Annotated in this window: 23 protein-coding genes; 15 read left to right on the top strand and 8 right to left on the bottom strand. The window is 62.3% G+C overall.

Features of this window, described 5'->3' with window-relative positions; all coding sequences use genetic code 11:
- Positions 1-7: 7 nt before the first annotated feature.
- Genes PSEST_RS14805 through napE form a run of 4 tightly spaced genes read right to left on the bottom strand, consistent with a single transcriptional unit; the run spans position 8 to position 3,497 of the window.
- The gene (locus PSEST_RS14805; protein ID WP_015277784.1) at positions 8-496 is read right to left on the bottom strand and encodes a nitrate reductase cytochrome c-type subunit; all 489 of its coding nucleotides are present in this window, start codon (positions 494-496) and stop codon (positions 8-10) included.
- A gap of 13 nt (positions 497-509) precedes the next feature.
- A complete protein-coding gene (gene napA, locus PSEST_RS14800) occupies positions 510-3,014 on the bottom strand; it encodes a nitrate reductase catalytic subunit NapA (RefSeq protein ID WP_015277783.1) in 2,505 nt (834 codons plus the stop codon).
- Entirely contained in the window at positions 3,014-3,268 is a 255-nt protein-coding gene (locus PSEST_RS14795; protein ID WP_015277782.1) for a chaperone NapD, read from the bottom strand. Before PSEST_RS14795 ends, napA begins: the two co-directional genes overlap by 1 nt.
- A gap of 49 nt (positions 3,269-3,317) precedes the next feature.
- Positions 3,318-3,497: a periplasmic nitrate reductase, NapE protein gene (napE, locus tag PSEST_RS14790; protein WP_015277781.1), complete on the bottom strand. Its 180-nt coding sequence runs from the start codon at positions 3,495-3,497 to the stop codon at positions 3,318-3,320.
- A gap of 198 nt (positions 3,498-3,695) precedes the next feature.
- Between napE and PSEST_RS14785 the strand changes: the two genes are divergently transcribed.
- Positions 3,696-4,874: an MFS transporter gene (locus tag PSEST_RS14785; protein ID WP_015277780.1), complete on the top strand. Its 1,179-nt coding sequence runs from the start codon at positions 3,696-3,698 to the stop codon at positions 4,872-4,874.
- Positions 4,875-4,890: 16 nt separating this feature from the next.
- Here the strand turns inward: PSEST_RS14785 and PSEST_RS14780 are convergent, their stop codons facing one another.
- The 4 genes from PSEST_RS14780 to PSEST_RS14765 all read right to left on the bottom strand — a co-directional run bounded on the left by PSEST_RS14780 (position 4,891) and on the right by PSEST_RS14765 (position 7,668).
- Positions 4,891-5,385: a SprT family zinc-dependent metalloprotease gene (locus PSEST_RS14780; protein WP_015277779.1), complete on the bottom strand. Its 495-nt coding sequence runs from the start codon at positions 5,383-5,385 to the stop codon at positions 4,891-4,893.
- Between the two features lie 61 nt (positions 5,386-5,446).
- Entirely contained in the window at positions 5,447-6,148 is a 702-nt protein-coding gene (locus tag PSEST_RS14775) for a Yip1 family protein (RefSeq protein WP_015277778.1), read from the bottom strand.
- Between the two features lie 187 nt (positions 6,149-6,335).
- Positions 6,336-6,935, bottom strand: a complete 600-nt coding sequence (locus PSEST_RS14770) for a Yip1 family protein (RefSeq protein ID WP_015277777.1) — start codon at positions 6,933-6,935, stop codon at positions 6,336-6,338.
- Between the two features lie 139 nt (positions 6,936-7,074).
- Complete coding sequence (locus PSEST_RS14765; protein WP_015277776.1) at positions 7,075-7,668, bottom strand: DNA-J related domain-containing protein; 594 nt, start codon at positions 7,666-7,668, stop codon at positions 7,075-7,077.
- Between the two features lie 133 nt (positions 7,669-7,801).
- Between PSEST_RS14765 and ttcA the strand changes: the two genes are divergently transcribed.
- The 14 genes from ttcA (at position 7,802) to PSEST_RS14700 (ending at position 17,971) form a co-directional block, all read left to right on the top strand.
- Positions 7,802-8,626, top strand: a complete 825-nt coding sequence (gene ttcA, locus PSEST_RS14760) for a tRNA 2-thiocytidine(32) synthetase TtcA (RefSeq protein ID WP_015277775.1) — start codon at positions 7,802-7,804, stop codon at positions 8,624-8,626.
- Between the two features lie 95 nt (positions 8,627-8,721).
- Positions 8,722-8,850, top strand: a complete 129-nt coding sequence (locus PSEST_RS22495) for a hypothetical protein (RefSeq protein ID WP_017244708.1) — start codon at positions 8,722-8,724, stop codon at positions 8,848-8,850.
- Positions 8,851-9,115: 265 nt separating this feature from the next.
- Positions 9,116-10,189: a 3-deoxy-7-phosphoheptulonate synthase gene (locus PSEST_RS14755; RefSeq protein ID WP_015277773.1), complete on the top strand. Its 1,074-nt coding sequence runs from the start codon at positions 9,116-9,118 to the stop codon at positions 10,187-10,189.
- A gap of 76 nt (positions 10,190-10,265) precedes the next feature.
- On the top strand, positions 10,266-10,937 hold the full coding sequence (locus PSEST_RS14750; RefSeq protein ID WP_015277772.1) for a DNA-3-methyladenine glycosylase I: 672 nt from the start codon (positions 10,266-10,268) through the stop codon (positions 10,935-10,937).
- Positions 10,938-10,995: 58 nt separating this feature from the next.
- Positions 10,996-11,361 carry a DUF2946 family protein gene (locus PSEST_RS14745; protein WP_015277771.1) on the top strand — a complete coding sequence of 122 codons (366 nt, stop codon included), beginning with the start codon at positions 10,996-10,998 and terminating at the stop codon, positions 11,359-11,361.
- 108 nt (positions 11,362-11,469) lie between these two features.
- Entirely contained in the window at positions 11,470-12,024 is a 555-nt protein-coding gene (locus PSEST_RS14740; protein ID WP_041757037.1) for a putative natural product biosynthesis protein, read from the top strand.
- A gap of 328 nt (positions 12,025-12,352) precedes the next feature.
- A complete protein-coding gene (gene cydP / locus PSEST_RS14735; RefSeq protein WP_015277769.1) occupies positions 12,353-12,532 on the top strand; it encodes a cytochrome oxidase putative small subunit CydP in 180 nt (59 codons plus the stop codon).
- Positions 12,529-14,169 carry a cytochrome ubiquinol oxidase subunit I gene (locus PSEST_RS14730; RefSeq protein ID WP_015277768.1) on the top strand — a complete coding sequence of 547 codons (1,641 nt, stop codon included), beginning with the start codon at positions 12,529-12,531 and terminating at the stop codon, positions 14,167-14,169. Before cydP ends, PSEST_RS14730 begins: the two co-directional genes overlap by 4 nt.
- A gap of 10 nt (positions 14,170-14,179) precedes the next feature.
- The gene (gene cydB, locus PSEST_RS14725; RefSeq protein WP_015277767.1) at positions 14,180-15,322 is read left to right on the top strand and encodes a cytochrome d ubiquinol oxidase subunit II; all 1,143 of its coding nucleotides are present in this window, start codon (positions 14,180-14,182) and stop codon (positions 15,320-15,322) included.
- 48 nt (positions 15,323-15,370) lie between these two features.
- Complete coding sequence (cydX, locus tag PSEST_RS21845; RefSeq protein ID WP_003292563.1) at positions 15,371-15,475, top strand: cytochrome bd-I oxidase subunit CydX; 105 nt, start codon at positions 15,371-15,373, stop codon at positions 15,473-15,475.
- 5 nt (positions 15,476-15,480) lie between these two features.
- Positions 15,481-15,771 carry a cyd operon YbgE family protein gene (locus PSEST_RS14715; RefSeq protein WP_015277766.1) on the top strand — a complete coding sequence of 97 codons (291 nt, stop codon included), beginning with the start codon at positions 15,481-15,483 and terminating at the stop codon, positions 15,769-15,771.
- Positions 15,772-15,905: 134 nt separating this feature from the next.
- On the top strand, positions 15,906-16,670 hold the full coding sequence (locus PSEST_RS14710; protein WP_015277765.1) for an NAD-dependent protein deacylase: 765 nt from the start codon (positions 15,906-15,908) through the stop codon (positions 16,668-16,670).
- Between the two features lie 67 nt (positions 16,671-16,737).
- On the top strand, positions 16,738-17,370 hold the full coding sequence (locus PSEST_RS14705) for a C40 family peptidase (RefSeq protein WP_015277764.1): 633 nt from the start codon (positions 16,738-16,740) through the stop codon (positions 17,368-17,370).
- 76 nt (positions 17,371-17,446) lie between these two features.
- Entirely contained in the window at positions 17,447-17,971 is a 525-nt protein-coding gene (locus tag PSEST_RS14700) for a C40 family peptidase (RefSeq protein ID WP_015277763.1), read from the top strand.
- The last annotated feature ends 186 nt before the right edge of the window (positions 17,972-18,157 follow it).

The following is an 18,157-nucleotide window of genomic DNA, read 5'->3' as shown; positions in this document are numbered from 1 at the left end:
GGCCCCCTCAGTTTCCGCTGGTGGATGGTGAGGTTTCCCGGTACAGCAGCTCGTCGATGTTCTTGAAGCGGTTTTCCACCAGCGGCTTCACATCATGCTGTGGCACGTGACATTGCGTGCAGAAATAGCGCCGCGGTGCGACGGCTGCCAGGGTCTGCTGGTCGCGGTCGGTGTAGTGGGTGATGCTGATCATCGGCGCCTGGGCGCGTGCGCTGTTGGCCCTGCTGTGGCAGCTCAGGCATTTGTTGGCATTCTTGTCGACGTGATAACCGCGGATGCTGTGCGGGATGGTCGGCGGTTGCTCCGGATAGTTGCGCTCGCGCCGGATGTCCTTGTTCTCCTCGTCATGCAGCTTCGGTGGGGTGAACTCCTGGGTGATGGTCCCGCCTGGGCGGCGTCCGTCCGGGGCCGGAGCGTCCAGCGGATAGTTGGTTTCGGCAGCGATGGCCAGGCCGAACACCGCAAGCAGAGTCAGCGGCAGTAAACGAAATTTCATGGCGACTCTCCTCTCAGGCGATGCTGACCACTTCGATCTTCACGGCGCATTTCTTGTAATCGGTCTGCTTGGAGATCGGGTCGGTGGCGTCGAGGGTGACTTTGTTGATCAGCTTGTTGGCGTCGAAGAACGGTACGAAGACCAGGCCCATCGGTGGCTTGTTACGACCGCGAGTCTCGATCCGTGCCTGCATTTCTCCGCGCCGGCTGATGACCTTCACCACGCTGCCTCGCCGGGCATTGAGCTTGCGCGCGTCCTCCGGGTGCATGTAGACGAGCGCATCGGGCACCGCCTGGTGCAGTTCGTCGACCCGCTGGGTCATGCTGCCGGTGTGCCAATGCTCGAGAACCCGTCCGGTGCTGAGCCAGAAGGGGTAGTCCTTATCCGGCACTTCGGCCGGCACGTCATAGGGCAGCGCGAAGATGATCGCCTTCTTGTCGCCGTAGCCGTAGAACTGCACCTCGCTGCCGGCCTCGACGTAGGGGTCGTAGCCTTCGCGGTAGCGCCATTGGGTTTCCTTGCCGTCGACCACAGGCCAACGCAAACCGCGGGTCTCGTGGTAAGTCTCGAAAGACGCCAGATCATGGGCATGGCCGCGGCCGAATTCGGCGTATTCCTCGAACAGACCTTTCTGCAGGTAGAACCCAAAGGCTTCGGCTTCCTGATTGGCGTAGCCCTTCGTGATCTCGTCACTGGGAAACTTGTCGACTTGGCCATTCTTGAACAGGACGTCGTACAGCGTTTTGCCCTTCAGTTCGGGTGCTTTGCTGAGCAGCTCGGCCGGCCATACTTCGTCGACGTTGAAGCGCTTGGAGAATTCGACCAGCTGCCAGAGGTCCGAACGTGCTTCGCCTGGCGCGGTGACCAGCTGATGCCAGAACTGGGTGCGGCGCTCGGCGTTGCCGTAGGCGCCTTCCTTTTCCACCCACATGGCGCTGGGCAGGATGAGGTCCGCTGCCTGCGCGGAGACGGTAGGGTAGACGTCGGAAACGATGATGAAGGTTTCCGGATTGCGCCAGCCTGGCAGGATTTCCTGCATGACGTTGGGGCCGGCCTGCATGTTGTTGGTCACCTGAGTCCAGTAGACCTTCAATACGCCATCCTTGAGCTTGCGGCTCTGCTCCACTGCGTGGAATCCGGGCTTCTCCTGAATGGTGCCTTCCGGCAGTTTCCAGATCTTTTCGGCGATGGCGCGGTGCTTGGGATTGGCGACCGCCATGTCCGCCGGCAGGCGGTGGGAGAAAGTACCGACCTCGCGCGCGGTGCCGCACGCCGAAGGCTGGCCGGTGAGCGAGAAAGGACTGTTGCCCGGCTCGCTGATTTTTCCGGTGAGCAGGTGGATGTTGTAGATCATGTTGTTCGCCCAGACACCGCGGGTGTGCTGGTTGAAGCCCATGGTCCAGAACGACATGACCTTCACCTTCGGGTCGGCATAGAGCTCGGCCAGCGCCTGGAGCCGCTCGGCCGGCACGCCGGATTCCTTCGCTGCGTATTCCAGCGTGTAGGTTTTCAGGAACTCGGCGTAGTCCTCGAAGCTGATGTCACTCCAGGTGTTGGCCACCGCAGCGTTTTCGGCTTTGAGTTCGAGCGGGTCGGTCGGACGCAGGCCGTAGCCGATGTTCGTCGCGCCTTTGGCGAACTTGGTGTGCTTCTCGATGAAGTCCTTGTTTACCGCACCGCTCTGGATGATGTGGTTGGCGATGTAGTTGAGGATGACCAGGTCAGTCTGCGGATTGAAGATCATCGGGATGTCGGCCAGCTCGAAGCTGCGATGCTCGAACGTCGACATGACCGCAACCTTGACGTTCGGCGCACTGAGGCGGCGGTCTGTCACGCGGGTCCAGAGTACCGGGTGCATCTCCGCCATGTTCGAGCCCCAGAGCACGAAAGCATCTGCCGCTTCGATGTCCTCATAGCAGCCCATGGGCTCGTCCATGCCGAAGGTGCGCATGAAGCCGAACGCGGCCGAGGCCATGCAGTGGCGGGCGTTGGGGTCGATGTTGTTCGAGCGAAAGCCCGCCTTCATCAGCTTGTTCGCGGCGTAGCCTTCCCAGATTGTCCACTGGCCGGAACCGAACATGCCGATGGCTTCCGGGCCACCTTGCTTGAGCGCGGCCTTGTACTTCTCCTCCATGATGTCGAAGGCCTGGTCCCAGGTAATCGGCTGGAACTCGCCCTGCTTGTCGAACTTGCCGTCCTTCATGCGTAGCAGTGGCTGGGTCAGGCGATCCGAGCCGTACATGATCTTCGACAGGAAGTATCCTTTGACGCAGTTGATGCCGCGGTTGACCTCCGCTTTGACGTCACCATGGGTGGCGACGACGCGACCCTCTCGAGTCGCCACCATGACACCACAGCCGGTACCGCAGAAGCGGCAGGGGGCCTTGTCCCACTTCAGGTTGGTGGCGTCCGCTTCGGTTACGAGATTGCTCGCGGTCGAAGCGATGGGCATGCCGGCAACCGTTGCTGCTATAGCAGCGGCGTTGGCCTTGGCGAATTGGCGTCGGGTAAGGCTCATCAGGCGTCTCCTTCGAGGAGTTCTTCGTGATAGATCAATGCGGCATTAAGCACGCCAGGCAATTGCTGGATGTGGTCGATCGCGGCAAGGATGCGTGACTCGTGTTCGGCTTCCAGGACCACCACCAGCTTGCCGTTGGTGTTCTCCTGGTGCAGCTCGAGGCCGGGCAATAGTTGCAGGTTGGCTTTTACCGCGGCCAGCCACTCAGGGCGGCAGTGCACCAGCAGACTGGCGATTTGCAGGGGGGTACCCATCAGTTATTCCGTTTTTATTGGGGGCAGGGCGATGACGGCAGCGATCGGTTTACGCCGGGCCTGGCGGCCCGAAGATCATCTGCACGATCCAGACGATGAAGCCGTAGCCACTCACCAGCACGACGCTGAGGATGGGAAACAGGAAGACGATCAGAAAAACGAAGAGGCGGGTTTCATCCCGCTTGATCGAAGTAGGGGTGGGGCGGGTGTCATTCGGCGTTACTGTCATTGTTTTACTCCGACTGGCATATGGGGAGTCTAGTCAGAGACCCGCGTAGGGCAAAGTTCGTTTCGACCGTTGACACGGATTCGCTCTTTATTGGCGATCAGCGGCTCGCTTCGGGCGCTCTGGTATGCGCTATCGCGCGAGGTTGTGCTAGCCTGCGCGGCTTTTTTGCGGGCGGTCGGTGCTCGCGAAGAGGTTCTGATGATTGACGATAGCGCTCACCTCAGACGCGGTACGCCTGCCTATCGGCGTGCCACGTTGGCGCTTTTCTGCGCCGGGTTCGCCACTTTCGCCTTGCTGTATTGCATTCAGCCGTTGCTGCCGATGCTGGCCGCACACTTTTCGGTGTCCGCCGCCAGCAGTAGCCTGGCGCTGTCGCTGACGACCCTGTCGCTCGCGCTCTGTTTGCTTATTTCGGGTGCGCTTGCTGAAAGCTGGGGGCGCAAACCGGTGATGGCTGCTGCGCTTGGTTTGGCCAGTCTGCTCGGGCTGGCCAGCGTTCTGGTCGACTCCTGGCAGCTGCTGCTGGCGCTGCGCGCATTGCTGGGGCTGGCGCTCAGTGGGTTGCCGGCGCTGGCAATGGCATACGTTGGCGAGGAGTTCGAGCCGCAGTCGCTGCCGGCCGCGATGGGGCTGTATATCGGCGGCACGGCTCTGGGCGGAATGCTTGGGCGTCTGCTGTCCGGTCTGCTGAGCGATCTGGGCGGCTGGCAGCTGGCCCTTGGCGGTATCGCGTCGCTGGGCCTGCTGGCGCTGGCGTTGTTCGTCTGGCTGTTGCCGGCGTCGCGGCATTTCAAGGCGCAGCCACTCTCGCTACGTAACCTGTTGGCGAATTTTCGCCTGCATCTGCGCAACCCCACGCTGCGCAGCTTGTTCCTGCAGGGCTTCCTGCTGATGGGCGGCTTCGTCGCGTTGTTCAACTACATCGGCTTTCGTCTGGCTGGTGAGCCGTTTGGGCTGTCCTCGACGTTGATCGGCTTGCTGTTCGTGGTCTACCTCGGCGGCATCTTCAGCGCCGGCTGGGCCGGACGTCTGGTACCTCGCTTTGGCGCACGACAGGTGCTACGTGGTGGCGTGGTGTTGATGCTGCTCGGCGTCGGCCTGTGTGCGACACCCTGGCTGGCGGCAATCGTGCTCGGGCTTGGGCTGTTCACCCTCGGCTTTTTCGCCGCACATGCGGTGGCCAGCGGGCAGGTCGGCAGCCACGCCAAGCAGGCGCGGGCCCAGGCTTCGGCACTGTATCTGTGCGCCTATTACCTGGGGTCGAGTGTGGTCGGCTATGGCGCAGGCTACGTCTGGGATCATGCCGGCTGGCTGCCGCTGATGGCGTTGCTGGCGGCGCTGTTCGTCATTGCCGGCTGGCGGGCCAGAGCGCTTTAGCAAGGCCAGGGCGGCTTTATTCGCGGCGCTGCTCGCCAGTGAATGTCAGCGTTGTCTTGCAGCGTCGACAGTAATAGCGACGGCCCTTGGCCACGAGCGCGTGGCGTTGGGCGGTGAAGTCGAAGTCCTGATCCACGCAACTGCAACGGTAGACATAGCGAGTGCCGGCGCGACGGCGGACAGCGTAGGTATGGCAGCGATCCGGCGGCAGTTCGTACACGCCACGCATAATCAATTGCCACTCCTCACCGTGAGGTTGAATGCGTGAGCCGAACATCTGATGGGCCACCAGATGCGCCACCTCATGGGCGACGGTCTGGCGCAGGAAGTGCTCGGTGTTTTCCCGGTACAGCTGTTCATTGAAGCGCAGCAGGTTCTGCTGCAGGTGAGCCACACCCGCCTTCTGGCCGCGCAGCTTGAAGCTCACTTCGGGACGCGGGAAGCGTCGGTTGAAAAACTGCTCGGCCAGCGCATAGCAGGCTTCGACACGGGCATTGAGACGCTCGGGCATTGGGCAACTCCTGAGAGCGCCGCATTATGCCAAACCATCCCGGGCCGAGCAGTATCGCTCGTCACTCGGTGGGGCGTTCATTGAAACGACGTTCGTTATCCACGCCGCCCGGTTCCTCTTGCGGGCGGTTTTCCTCGAAGCCATAGCTCTGATTCTGGGGAGCATCGCGCTCGTAGGTCGGGTCCAGCGCGAGCATCCAGAACAGGATCATCGGCACTTTAAGGTTGACCAATACCAGCAAGCCAACGCCCCAAGTGCATGCGCCGTAGAGGAAGGTGTTGCGGTTGTCGATGCGCATGAACTTCGGCAGGCCGACGAACAGCAGGTAGGTCGAGTAGGCGCCGGCGGCTACCAGCACGAGGATCGCAATCCAGCGTGTCGGGTAAAGCGCGCCAAGCCCGGCGAGGAAGAACGGGGTGATGACATAGGCAACGAAGCCCACGCACTGATTGAACGTCGGTCGAGCGTCGAAGGTTCGCGACATCCAGCGCAGGAAGAACCCCATGATGAAGGTGCCTACAATGATGGTGATGTAGATCAGCGCGCTGAGCTGAAAGGCACTGCGGGTATCGAGCCAGATTCGCTCGTCCTCTACCAGGCTCCAGCCCACGTAGCGTGTACCGATGAACATGCAGATCGCCGGCAACAGGGCCCAGAGCAGCAAGTGGACAAGGTAGTTGGAGCTGTTCTTCTCTTCGTCGCGGCGAATGTCGGCCCACGCCTGATCGGGGCGGGTGAGCAAAGTTACTAAGTGCGGGATCATACCGAGTCTCCGTCTGCCTTGAGGGCCGCTGGAGAAAAAGTCGGCAGCGGCGTTATGGCTTTAGAACGGCAGATGCGGTGAGGGTTTCCCTGTTCAGCTCGAGCGTTTCGTCACGGGACACGATGCGGGGCCTGCTGGGCAAACGAAAAGGCCGCCCGAAGGCGGCCTGGCTGAAGATTGCAGTTAGTTAGCGCACGTATACCGGGCCGATGCCCATGCCCCAGGTAATCACCGACAGCGCGATGATCGCCACCAGCACCACCAGCCCCACGGCAAGTACGGAGCTGGAGAACATGAATCCCTCGTCCTCGGGGATGTTCATGAACTTCGGTAGCCCCACATAAAGCAGGTAGGCCGTGTAGCAGACCGCCGCCGTACCGACCAGCATGCCGAGCCACAGGTGGGGGTAGAGTCCGGCAAGCCCGCCGATGAAAAGTGGAGTTGCGGTGTAAGCGGCGAAGACGATGCATTGGGTAAGTGTCGGGTTGGCGTCGTAGGTGCGCGCCATCCAGTGGATGAAGCCCCCCATCACAGCAACGCCAGCCAGCATGGCGAAGTAGGAAAGTATCGCCAGCTGCATGCAACTGGCTTGCGTCAGCTTGACCGGCTCTCCACCGCCGATGCTCCAGCCCACCTGCGTGGCGCCTATGTAAGCCGACACGGCCGGGATTGCCGCGAGCAGCAGCACGTGCGTCAGGTACATGTGGCTGACGGTTTCTTCCTCGCCGCGGATTTCGGTCCACTCCTGGCCAGGGTGAGTGAACAAACCCCAAACGTGATTGATCATGCCAGCGTCTCCTCTGTTTATGGAGGGTCGCTTCGCCTGGCGGTCGTCATCGAGGACGGCGCGTGCGACCTTATGTCGCAGTATAGGAATGCCAATCGCCGATGCATCAGCGGGGTTAGAGCGTTTCGAAGCTATCGCGTCATCGGTAATAGCGCTGGAGTATTTCCATCGCCAGATTGATCGATTGCAAACGCTGCGTGCTGCCGCCTCGATCAGGGTGATGCAGCCCCACCAACTGACGATAACGCCGCTTGATGACGTCGAGCGTAAGCGGTTGTGTGGAGCGATCTAGCTCGAACAGTTCTAGTGCTGCGCGCTTCTCATCGCTGCCTTGCATGCGCGTCCAGAAGCTCGCCAGCAGGCGCTCGACGTCGTCTTCGTCGGTGTCTTTCAGATTGGACAGATCCAGATAGTACTCGCGCAAGGCGTCCTGCTCGCTGAGTCCGGCGCTGGCACTCGTATAAGGCAGTAACTGGATGTGCAGCGGACTGATCTGCAGGTGGCCGCTGGCCTCGGCCCAGAGGCGGTCGCGCAACAGATAAAGTGCGTTGAAGACCAGAAAGTGCGTGCGAAACAGCACCAGCTTGTCGGTCAGCGGCAGATTGGGGATGTGCGTGCTGTGCCGGCGCTTGAGCTGTTGAATCAGCGCGTATTCGCTGCAGCCTTCGGGTTGGTCCTGCAGCAATATGAGCAGGTGGTCTGGCAGATCCAGTGCGGGGGAGAGGTCGTCCATCGGCCGAGCCTAGCACAGCACCCGAGGCGCTCGAACGTGGCTGGTTCACAATGGGCAAACGGCGAACGGGCTGGGGCCGGTGACCGTTTGCGCGTAAAATGCGCGCCTTTCGCATCTCACCCGGACACCTGACATGGGCAACCTCTCGGTCAACCAGAACAAACTGCAGAAGCGCCTGCGCCGCCTGGCCGGCGAGGCCGTCACCGACTTCAACATGATCGAGGATGGCGACAAGGTCATGGTCTGCCTGTCTGGCGGCAAGGACAGCTACACCATGCTCGACGTGCTGCTCTATCTGCAGAAGGTCGCGCCGATCAAGTTCGAGATCGTTGCCGTGAACATGGACCAGAAGCAGCCGGGCTTTCCCGAGCACGTGCTGCCCGAGTATCTGAAGTCCATCGGCGTTGAGTATCACATCATCGAGAAAGATACCTACTCGGTGGTGAAGGAGAAGATCCCGGAAGGCAAGACCACCTGCTCGCTGTGCTCGCGCCTGCGCCGCGGCACGCTGTACACCTTCGCCGACGAGATCGGCGCGACCAAGATGGCGCTCGGGCATCATCGCGACGACATTCTGGAGACCTTCTTCCTCAACATGTTCTACGGCGGCACGCTGAAGGCCATGCCGCCCAAGCTGCTCTCCGACGATGGGCGCAACGTGGTGATTCGTCCGCTGGCCTACTGCAACGAGGCGGACATCGAGGCGTACTCGAAGATGAAGGAATTTCCCATCATCCCGTGCAACCTCTGTGGCTCGCAGGAGAACCTGCAGCGCCAGGTGGTCAAGGAAATGCTGCAGGAATGGGAGCGCAAGTCGCCGGGCCGCACCGAGATCATGTTCCGCGCGTTGCAGAATGTGGTGCCTTCGCAACTGGCCGACCGCAACCTGTTCGATTTCAAGAGCCTGCGTATCGACGACAGTGCCACGCCGCGCTTCGTCGATGTGATGAGTCTGTAACCAGGCCCTCAGCCGAATCAGTCACTTTCTTTGCCGTGCCGGTTGAAAGGCGCAGCCCCGGCGGAGTATGGTTCGGTCATCTTCTGGAGATCAGCATGTCCCTGAACCCTGTAGCCCTCAACGTTGTCGATGCCGGTGCCATTCGCACCGTGGTCGTTCGTGGGCAGCAGGTTGCCGCCGCTGGTTATTACTTTGGGTATTGGTTTAGCCACAGGCGCGCCTGATACCCCACAGGCGCCCTAGCAAGCAGGGTCGCCACCAGAGCAGTTTTCGAACCCCCGGTCGGCCACCCGACCGGGGGTTTTGTTTTTTCGGCCACCTGATGGCCCAACGCAACGAGGAACACGCCATGACCACCTACCGCACCGACCGTTATTACCGCTACGACTGGCGATTTAGCCGCTTCGACGCCCAACAGACAGCTCGCGAACGAACACCCGACTAGCGCCGCCGCGGACCACCCGCGCCGGCAGAAGGAACCGCCAGATCATGAATGCATCCGCCACCGTACTTGCCAAACAACCCGCTACCGCCGAAGCCAGCGTCGCCCGTCGCAGCGCGCAGCCGCTGCCAAGCCCTGCCGTTCTACGCCAGCGTCTGCCCTTGAGCGACGCCCTTGCTGCACGCATCGACAACGACCGCAACGCCATCCGCACCGTGCTCGACGGTCGCGATCCGCGCCTGCTGGTCGTCGTCGGACCCTGTTCCCTGCACGATCCTGTCGCCGCGCTGGAGTACGCCGAGCGCCTGGCCGCGCTCGCGCCCGAAGTCAGCGATCAGCTGCTGCTGGTGATGCGCGCCTATGTGGAAAAGCCGCGCACCACCGTCGGCTGGAAAGGGCTGGTCTACGACCCGCATCTGGACGGCAGTGGCAACATGGCCGAAGGGCTGCACCTGTCGCGGCGGCTGATACTGGATATTCTGGAGACTGGTCTGCCGATTGCCACCGAGCTGCTGCAGCCGCTGGCGGCCGGATACTTCGACGACCTGCTCGGCTGGGCGGCGATTGGTGCACGTACCAGTGAATCGCAGATTCATCGCGAGCTGGTCAGTGGGCTGGACCTGCCAGTGGGCTTCAAGAACGGCACCGACGGCAGTCTGGGCATCGCCTGTGACGCAATGCGGTCGGCCGAGCATCCGCATCAGCATTTCGGTATCGATGATCTCGGCCATCCGGCGCTGCTGCAGACGCGCGGCAATCCGGATACCCACCTGGTGCTGCGTGGCGGACATGGCGCGCCCAACTACGACGCGGCCAGTGTCGCTGTCGCTCGCCGGGCGCTGGAGAAGCAAGGCATCGCGCCGCGGATCATGGTCGATTGCAGCCATGCCAATAGCGGCAAGAACCCTTTGCGCCAGCCAGAAGTGCTGGAATCGGTAATCGCACAGCGCCTGGCCGGCGACGCGAGCCTGCGTGGTGTGATGCTCGAAAGTCATCTTTTCGATGGCTGTCAGCCGCTTTCCGCTGCGTTGCGCTATGGCGTGTCCATTACCGATGGCTGCCTGGGCTGGACGGCAACCGAGCAGATGCTGCGTGACGCGGCACATCGGTTACGGGGTTGAGCTGAGGGCGACGGGCTTGCGGGACGGGCCCGTCGTCGGCACCCTGTGCCGCTGCCGTCACCACCGGATCCCACCCATGCAAGACTACAAATGGCTGCACGAATACTGCCTCAATCGCTTCGGCTCGGCCGCGGCGTTGGAGGCGCGCCTGCCGCAACCGCGCAGTGCCGATGAACTGCGCGGCGTGTCGGATGATCGCTACCTTTCGCTGATCAGCCTGCGCATCTTTCGCGCCGGCCTCAAGCACAGCCTGGTGGACGCCAAGTGGCCGGCCTTCGAGCAGGCTTTCTTCGGTTTCGATCCGGAAAAGGTAGTGCTGATGGGTGGCGAGCACATCGAGCGGCTGATGCAGGACGCCCGGCTGATTCGTCATTTGGGCAAGCTCAAGAGCGTGCCGCGCAACGCCCAGTTTGTGCTCGACGTGGCGAAGGAGAAGGGCAGTTTCGGCAATCTGCTGGCCGACTGGCCAAGCAGCGATATCGTCGGTCTCTGGCGTTACCTGACCAAGCACGGCAGCCAACTCGGCGGGTTGTCGGCTCCGCGGCTGTTGCGCATGGCCGGCAAGGACACGTTCGTTCCCAGCAATGATGTTGTCGCAGCACTCAAGGCACAGCAGATTGTCGACAAGGTGCCCAGCAGTCAGCGCGACCAAGCCGCGGTGCAGGCTGCATTCAATCAGTGGCAGGCAGACAGCGGCCGTCCGTTGTGCCAGCTATCGGCGATGCTGGCATTCACCGTCAACCACTGACGAGGCTGCGACGGTTTAGCGCAGCGCCGTCGTGACGCGGGCGGTGTAAAGTCGAAACATGACCATCGTCAAAGACAAGCGTGCGCAGATCCTATGGGTGCTCCTCACCTGCATCCTGCTCAATGCATTTGTCTGCAGCCTGAACCACGCCACTCATGTGGGCTTTGGGCTGGCCATGGGGCAGGACGCTTTCTGCGTCACTGGCGATAAGTCGGCTGGCCCCGTTTCACTTCCCACCGATGTGCATGACCTGTCTCAGCATGCGCTGGACTGCCCGTTGTGCAGTTCGGTTCTGTTCGCGACCGTCGCGCTGTTCGCGTTGGCCTGGCTTGGCCGCCGCGGAGCAGGCGCGACACCCTTGCCGCAGCGAGCGTGGTGCGGAGCGCGGCATCACTGGCCGGCGCTGAATCCCCGCGCGCCCTGAAACCCCACTGACGAGTTCCGCCCGTCCTTCGGCCGCTGTGTAGCGGCGAAATGGACGGATCACTGTCGGAGTTTTCCGATGGCACTGTCAGATTCAGGGGCTTTCAGCATGACCATGATGGAACGATTCACCCGCGCCGACAGCCGCGTCAGCTATCGGCTGCCTTTTCCCGATTACCCCAGCAACGCCCGTAGTTTCGTGCATCTGGATGCCAAGTTGCTGCCGTACTGGCATGCGCTGTTCGATGTCTGCCCGCGGCTGCTCAAGCTTGACCCACCCGAGGGGCTGGAGATCTTTCGCCAGTTCATGACCTGGGCCTACGGCTGCCAGCTGGCGTTGGACTGGACCTTCCACCTCGGCGTCTGCCGCTGGCTGCTGGCATCAGATTATCGCGAGCTGGTCGAGCCGGAGCATATCGAGGCCATGATGCTTGCCGCCGCCGCACGCTGGGTCGCCAGCGATGACAGCCCGGCTATAGGCATAGTGCTCGGCTGGCGCGGCGGCAGCGAGCACGTCTTCGATTGGAAACCACGGGTGCGACCAGGCACGCGTCTGCTTGCTGCGGAAGAGGAAGAGCTGCCCCCGGCGCCATGGGATTTCGCCTGGAGCCCGTTATCGACCACTGCTGGCAATGGCTTTCGCCGCTGGTTGCGCGTGCCATGAGCGCGACAGGATGCCGCATGGCGGTGTTTCGGTACCGCGCTGCCCCATATCGCCAACCCGTGCGTCTATGCTTTTCAAGCGAAGCGGCACGCGAAGCGCAGCGGCCCCGCACAGGTGAGGCAGGCTGTCGCAGTTGTGGCGGCAAGGGGGCGGCAGGACACTTTGCGTGCCCCGAGCCCGAGCACTGCTTCCACGGGTGGGACCGGGGCGCCGCGATTGAGCCTGGACTGCTGCGTTCAGGTTTCGGCTCCCGACCCCAAAGGGGGCCTTCAATCGCAGCATGCTGTCCTGGCGCAATGCGCCGGGGCGGGCGAGCAAGGAGGTAGGCATGTTCAAGTCATCGCTCAGGCGGGACATCGTGCTGGTGCTGCTGGTCAAGGTCGCGATCCTCATAACCATAAAAAACGTCTGGTTCGATGCTCCCAGCATTCCCGAGAACGGTTCGGTACGTGTTGCCGAACATTTGCTTGATAAACGGGATGCCAATCCCGAGGGAGGGCCGAGATGATCTCGGAAAGCGTTGTAGATCTTTCACGCCTGCAATTCGCCATGACGGCGATGTATCACTTTCTCTTCGTGCCACTGACCCTGGGGCTGGCGTTCCTGCTGGCGATCATGGAGTCGGTCTATGTGATGACCGGCAAGCAGGTCTATAAGGACATGACCCAGTTTTGGGGCAAGCTGTTCGGCATCAACTTCGCCCTGGGCGTCACCACCGGGCTGACCATGGAGTTCCAGTTCGGCACCAACTGGGCCTACTACAGCCACTACGTCGGTGACATCTTCGGTGCGCCGCTGGCCATCGAGGGGCTGATGGCGTTCTTCCTCGAATCGACCTTTATCGGTCTGTTCTTCTTCGGCTGGGATCGCCTCAGCAAGGTGCAGCACCTGGCGGTGACCTGGTTGGTGGCGTTGGGCTCGAACCTCTCGGCGCTATGGATTCTCATCGCCAACGGCTGGATGCAGAACCCGGTCGGCTCGGAGTTCAACTTCGAGACCATGCGCATGGAGCTGGTGGACTTCGGCGCGCTGCTGTTCAACCCGGTGGCGCAGGTCAAGTTCGTGCATACCGTCTCGGCCGGCTACGTCACCGGGGCGATCTTCGTGCTGGCGATTTCTTCCTTCTATCTATTGAAGAAGCGCGACCTGGGCTTCGCTCGCCGTTCGTTCGCCATCGCCGCGGTGTTCGGCCTGGCTTCGACGATCTCGGTGATCATCCTCGGCGACGAGTCCGGCTACGAAATCGGTGACGTGCAGAAGGTCAAGCTGGCCGCCATCGAGGCCGAGTGGGACACCCACCCGGCGCCGGCCGGCTTCACCCTGTTCGGCCTGCCCAACCAGCAGGAGATGCGCACCGATTACGAAGTGAAGATTCCCTACGCACTCGGCCTGATTGCTACTCGTTCGGTGGACGAGGAAATCAAGGGCATCAAGCAGCTGGTTGCCGAGCATGAGCTGCGCATCCGCAACGGCATGCTCGCCTACGAGCGGCTGCAGGTGCTACGTAGCGGCGACAAGTCGGCCGAGGCCATCGCCGCCTTCAATGAGGTCAAGCACGACCTGGGTTACGGGTTGCTGCTGAAGAAGTACACCGCGGATGTGGTCGATGCCAGCGAGGAGCAGATCAAGCTTGCTGCGCTGGACACCATTCCCAACGTGTTCAGCTTGTTCTGGACCTTCCGGGTGATGGTCGCCGCTGGCTTCCTGATGTTGCTGCTGTTCGCCCTGGCGAGCTGGGCATCGATCAAGCGCGATGCGGAGAGCAAACCCTGGTTGCTCAGGTTCGCGCTGTTCAGCCTGCCGCTGCCGTGGATCGCTGCGCAGACCGGCTGGTATGTCGCCGAGCATGGCCGTCAGCCCTGGTCGATCGCCGAGGTGCTGCCGACCCATCTGTCCACTTCGACGCTGGCCGCGGGGGATATCTGGGGCTCGCTGATCGCCCTGGTGGCGTTCTACAGCCTGCTGCTGGTGATCGAGATGTTCCTGATGATCCGCTTCGCCCGTCTCGGGCCGAGCAGTCTGCATACCGGACGCTACCACTTCGAGCTTGAGGCTATCGCCGCCAGCCAGGTGCAGCGGCGGCGCGACGCGGTCGCCGCGCCGACTGTCGCGAAGGATGTGCCCCCCGAACCTACCGCAGTGTGAGGTAAACGAGATGTTCGATTACGAGGTTCTCAAACTCGTCTGGTGGGTGCTGATCGGCGTGCTGCTGATCGGCTTCGCCCTGACCGATGGCTTCGACATGGGCGCCATGGCGCTGATGCCCTTCGTCGGCAAGACCGACAACGAGCGGCGCGTGGCGATCAACACCATCGCGCCGCACTGGGATGGCAACCAGGTGTGGTTCATCACTGCGGGCGGTGCGCTGTTCGCTGCCTGGCCGATGGTCTACGCGGTCGCGTTCTCCGGACTGTACTGGGCGATGCTGCTGGTGCTGTTCGCGCTGTTCTGCCGGCCGGTGGGCTTCGACTACCGCAGCAAGGTGGAAGACCCACGCTGGCGCAGCGCCTGGGACTGGGCACTGTTCGTCGGCGGTGCGGTGCCGGCATTGGTCTTCGGCGTGGCCTTCGGCAACCTGTTCCTCGGTCTGCCGTTCCAGCTCGACGAGCTGATGCGCTCGACCTACCAGGGCTCGTTCTTCGCGCTGCTCAACCCCTTTGCGTTGCTCTGCGGCATCGTCAGCCTGAGCATGCTCAGCGCTCACGGTGGCGCCTGGTTGATGTTGCGCACCGATGGCGCCCTGGCCGAGCGTTCGCGGCAGGCGACACGCCTGTGTGCACTGGTATTTCTGGTTGGTTTCCTCGCTGCCGGGTTGTGGCTGATGCTTGGTGTCCAGGGCTTTACCCAACTGTCAGTGACCGATCCGGGGGCCGCGCTCAATCCGCTGCTGGATAAGCAGGTGGTACAGGACAATGCGGGTTGGCTGGGCAACTATGGTCGCTATCCGATCACGCTGATCGCTCCGGTCGCGGGCATTCTCGGTGCGTTGCTGGCGCTGCTCGGTTCCAGTCGCAACAGCGGTGGTGCGAGCTTCGTCGGCACCAGCCTGATGATCGTCGGCAGCATCTGTACCGCCGGCTTCGCGCTGTTCCCGTTCGTTTTCCCGTCCAGCCTCGATCCGGCGTCGAGCCTGACCATCTGGGATGCGGTGTCGAGTAAGAAGACCCTGGGCATCATGTTCGTCGTGGCCTGCATCTTCGTGCCGCTGATTCTCTGCTACACGCTGTGGAGCTACGTGCGGATGTGGGGCCGACTCAATCAGAAAACCATCGAAGCCAATCCCCACGGCCTGTACTGACTGAGCAGGGCGGGCCCCTGTGCTCGCCCAGCCAAGGAGAAACGACTTATGTGGTACTTCACCTGGATTCTCGGTGTGCTGCTGGCCTGCAGCTTCGGCATCATCAATGCGCTGTGGCTGGAAGCCACGCAGGACCTGGACGCCGAGCCGTGAGCAGCATGGCGGCAAGAAGCGCTTACGGCGCGGGCGGGCGGCTGCTCTCGCTGCTGCTGGCTTCGCCGCTGGCGCTGGTGCTGCTGATCCATCCGGCCGCGATGCTGGACGGGCAGGGCGGCTACAGTCATCCGCAGCTGATGCTGGTGATGTGGGGCATTTCCGCCGGCTTCGTACATGGTGTCGGTTTCGTGCCGCAGTGGTGGGGCTGGCGCTGGTTGCTTGGGCCTCTGCCGGCATGGTTGTTCTGTGCCATGGGCTATGCGGTGCTTTTCGATATGTCGCTGGGCATGTAGATCGGCTGCGGGCGTTCCGCTTTGCAGTCATGAGTCGGCTTCCGTAGTCTGAAGTCGTGGCCGCGGCGCGGCCATCGAGCACCGCTAGCACCAGCTTGCGGCCTTCTTCAGTCGACTCGAGCCGACCGCTGTTCATGAATATCGACAAGGTTGCCCAGGCGCTGGGCGCTGCTGAACGCCTGCTGATCATCACCGGGGCCGGGCTTTCCGCCGATTCGGGGCTGCCGACTTATCGCGGTCTGGGCGGCTTGTACAACGGAGCGACCGAGGACGGCCTGCCAATCGAGGTCGCGCTGTCCGGGCCGACCTTGCAGCGCGATCCGGCGCTGTGCTGGAAGTATCTCGCCGAGATCGGGCGTGCCTGCCTGGCGGCCGAACCCAACGCGGGCCACTTCGCCATCGCCGCGCTGCAGCGGCGCAAGCCGGGCACCTGGGTGCTGACGCAGAACATCGATGGCTTTCACCGCCGCGCCGGCAGTCCGCCGGAACGCTTGATCGAGATTCACGGCCAGCTGGCACCGCTGTCCTGCATGGCATGCGGCAAAACCGATGTGCGGCCGCTGGGGTCGCTTTTGCATGAGCCGTTGCCGCCTCGTTGCCAGGGCTGCGCAGGCGTGCTGCGTCCGGCGGTGGTGCTGTTCGAGGAAATGCTGCCGGCGAACGCTCTGGCTAGGTTGCAGGAGCAATCGCGTATCGGCTTTGATGCCGTGCTGGTAGTCGGCACTACGGCGAGCTTCGGCTACATCCTCGAACCGGTCTGGCAAGCCCGGCAGAGCGGGGGCTTCGTCGGCGAGGTAAATCTACAGCCGACCGATATCAGTCCGTTCGCCGACGTGCGGCTGGAAGGAAGGGCCGTAGACGTTTTGTCGCATTTAATCCGTCACATTTCGTCCGATTAAATTTGATCATCGAAGCGATAGAAGGCATAGTCGCCGGCACTTTGAAATCACCGACACGGTCGTGCCCATGCGCCAACGCTTCGCACCCCTCGTGCCTCTCGCACTTATCGCCCTGCTGACCGCATGTGCCGGCCAGCCCGTACAGACCGAGCAGCAGATCACATCGCCTCGGCTGTCGCACAATCATCCCCTGGCTGGTTTCGACTTCGCTGCGCTCGACAAGAGCGAAGAAGAATCGCTGGCCGAGCTCACCGACGAGCACGAATACCAGCTGCCGGAGCTGGCTGACAGCATTCTGGAGCGCGGCTTCACGCTGGTCGGCACGCCTTATCGCTTCGGCGGCAGTTCGGTGAAGACCGGCTTCGACTGCAGCGGCTTCGTCGGCTTTCTGTTCCGCAAGGAGGCCGGCCTCGAGCTGCCACGTTCCACCCGCGAGTTGATCAATCTCGACGCGCCGGTGGTCAAGCGTAACGAGCTGGAGCCGGGTGACGTGGTGTTCTTCAACAACCGCGGCCGCGGTCGCGTCAGCCACGCCGGCATCTACATCGGCGATGACCAATTCATCCATGCCTCCAGCAGTCGCAGTGGCGGGGTTCGGGTCGACAGTCTCGATGACAAGTATTGGCGCGCCAGCTACATGGAAGCCAAACGCGTCCTGGCACTGGCTACCGACCTGGAGCCGCACACGGTTCAACGCTGATTCGGCGACTTGCGGGGGTTGCGTCTCGCCCCGCATGCCGGCAGAGTGATGGCTCATTTGCCTGGACCGCTCTGCGATGCACTACCTGGCCCGCCTCACGCTTGTCGTTCTGTTTGCGCTGCTGGCCGCCTGTGCCGGTCAGCCATCGGCTCCGCCAGTCGTTCAGGAATCCGCTACCTCTCACCCCATGCCGGGTGTTGCCGCGGATGTGCTGTTCAGTGCGCTCGGCCTGGTCGGCACGCCTTATCGCTGGGGTGGCAATACACCTGACAGTGGCTTCGATTGCAGCGGCCTGATCGGCTATGTCTATCGCGGGGCTGCCGGCATCAACCTTCCTCGCACCACTCAGGAAATGAGCAATCTGCGCGGCCCAGCCGTACGACGCCATGCCCTGCAGCCTGGTGATCTGGTGTTCTTCGCTACCAGCGGTGGGCGCCGGGTCAGCCACGCGGGCATCTACGTTGGTGAAGACCGCTTCGTTCACGCGCCATCTTCTGGCGGCATGGTACGCCTGGACAGTCTTACCGCCGGCTACTGGCATAAGAGTTATCTGGGCGCCAAGCGCGTGCTCGACCAGGAGCAACTGGCCCGCAACCCCTGAGCGTCATCCGCATAGAACCCCCGTTGTAGACGTCCTGTCTTTAGTCGTACTCACATGCTGAAACATTCCCCGTTTGACATGCGGTGATTTCGCTCGCCTGGCGCTTTGGCTACCATGCGCATCCCCAATTCCTCCCCGTGCGTCGTTCGGTCGCGCACAGCCCTTTTTCCCCACTTCCCATTAGGT

It is taken from the genome of Stutzerimonas stutzeri RCH2, from assembly GCF_000327065.1.
In the GTDB taxonomy this organism is placed as follows: domain Bacteria; phylum Pseudomonadota; class Gammaproteobacteria; order Pseudomonadales; family Pseudomonadaceae; genus Stutzerimonas; species Stutzerimonas stutzeri_AE.
This window is presented reverse-complemented; position numbering and strand designations above follow the sequence as displayed.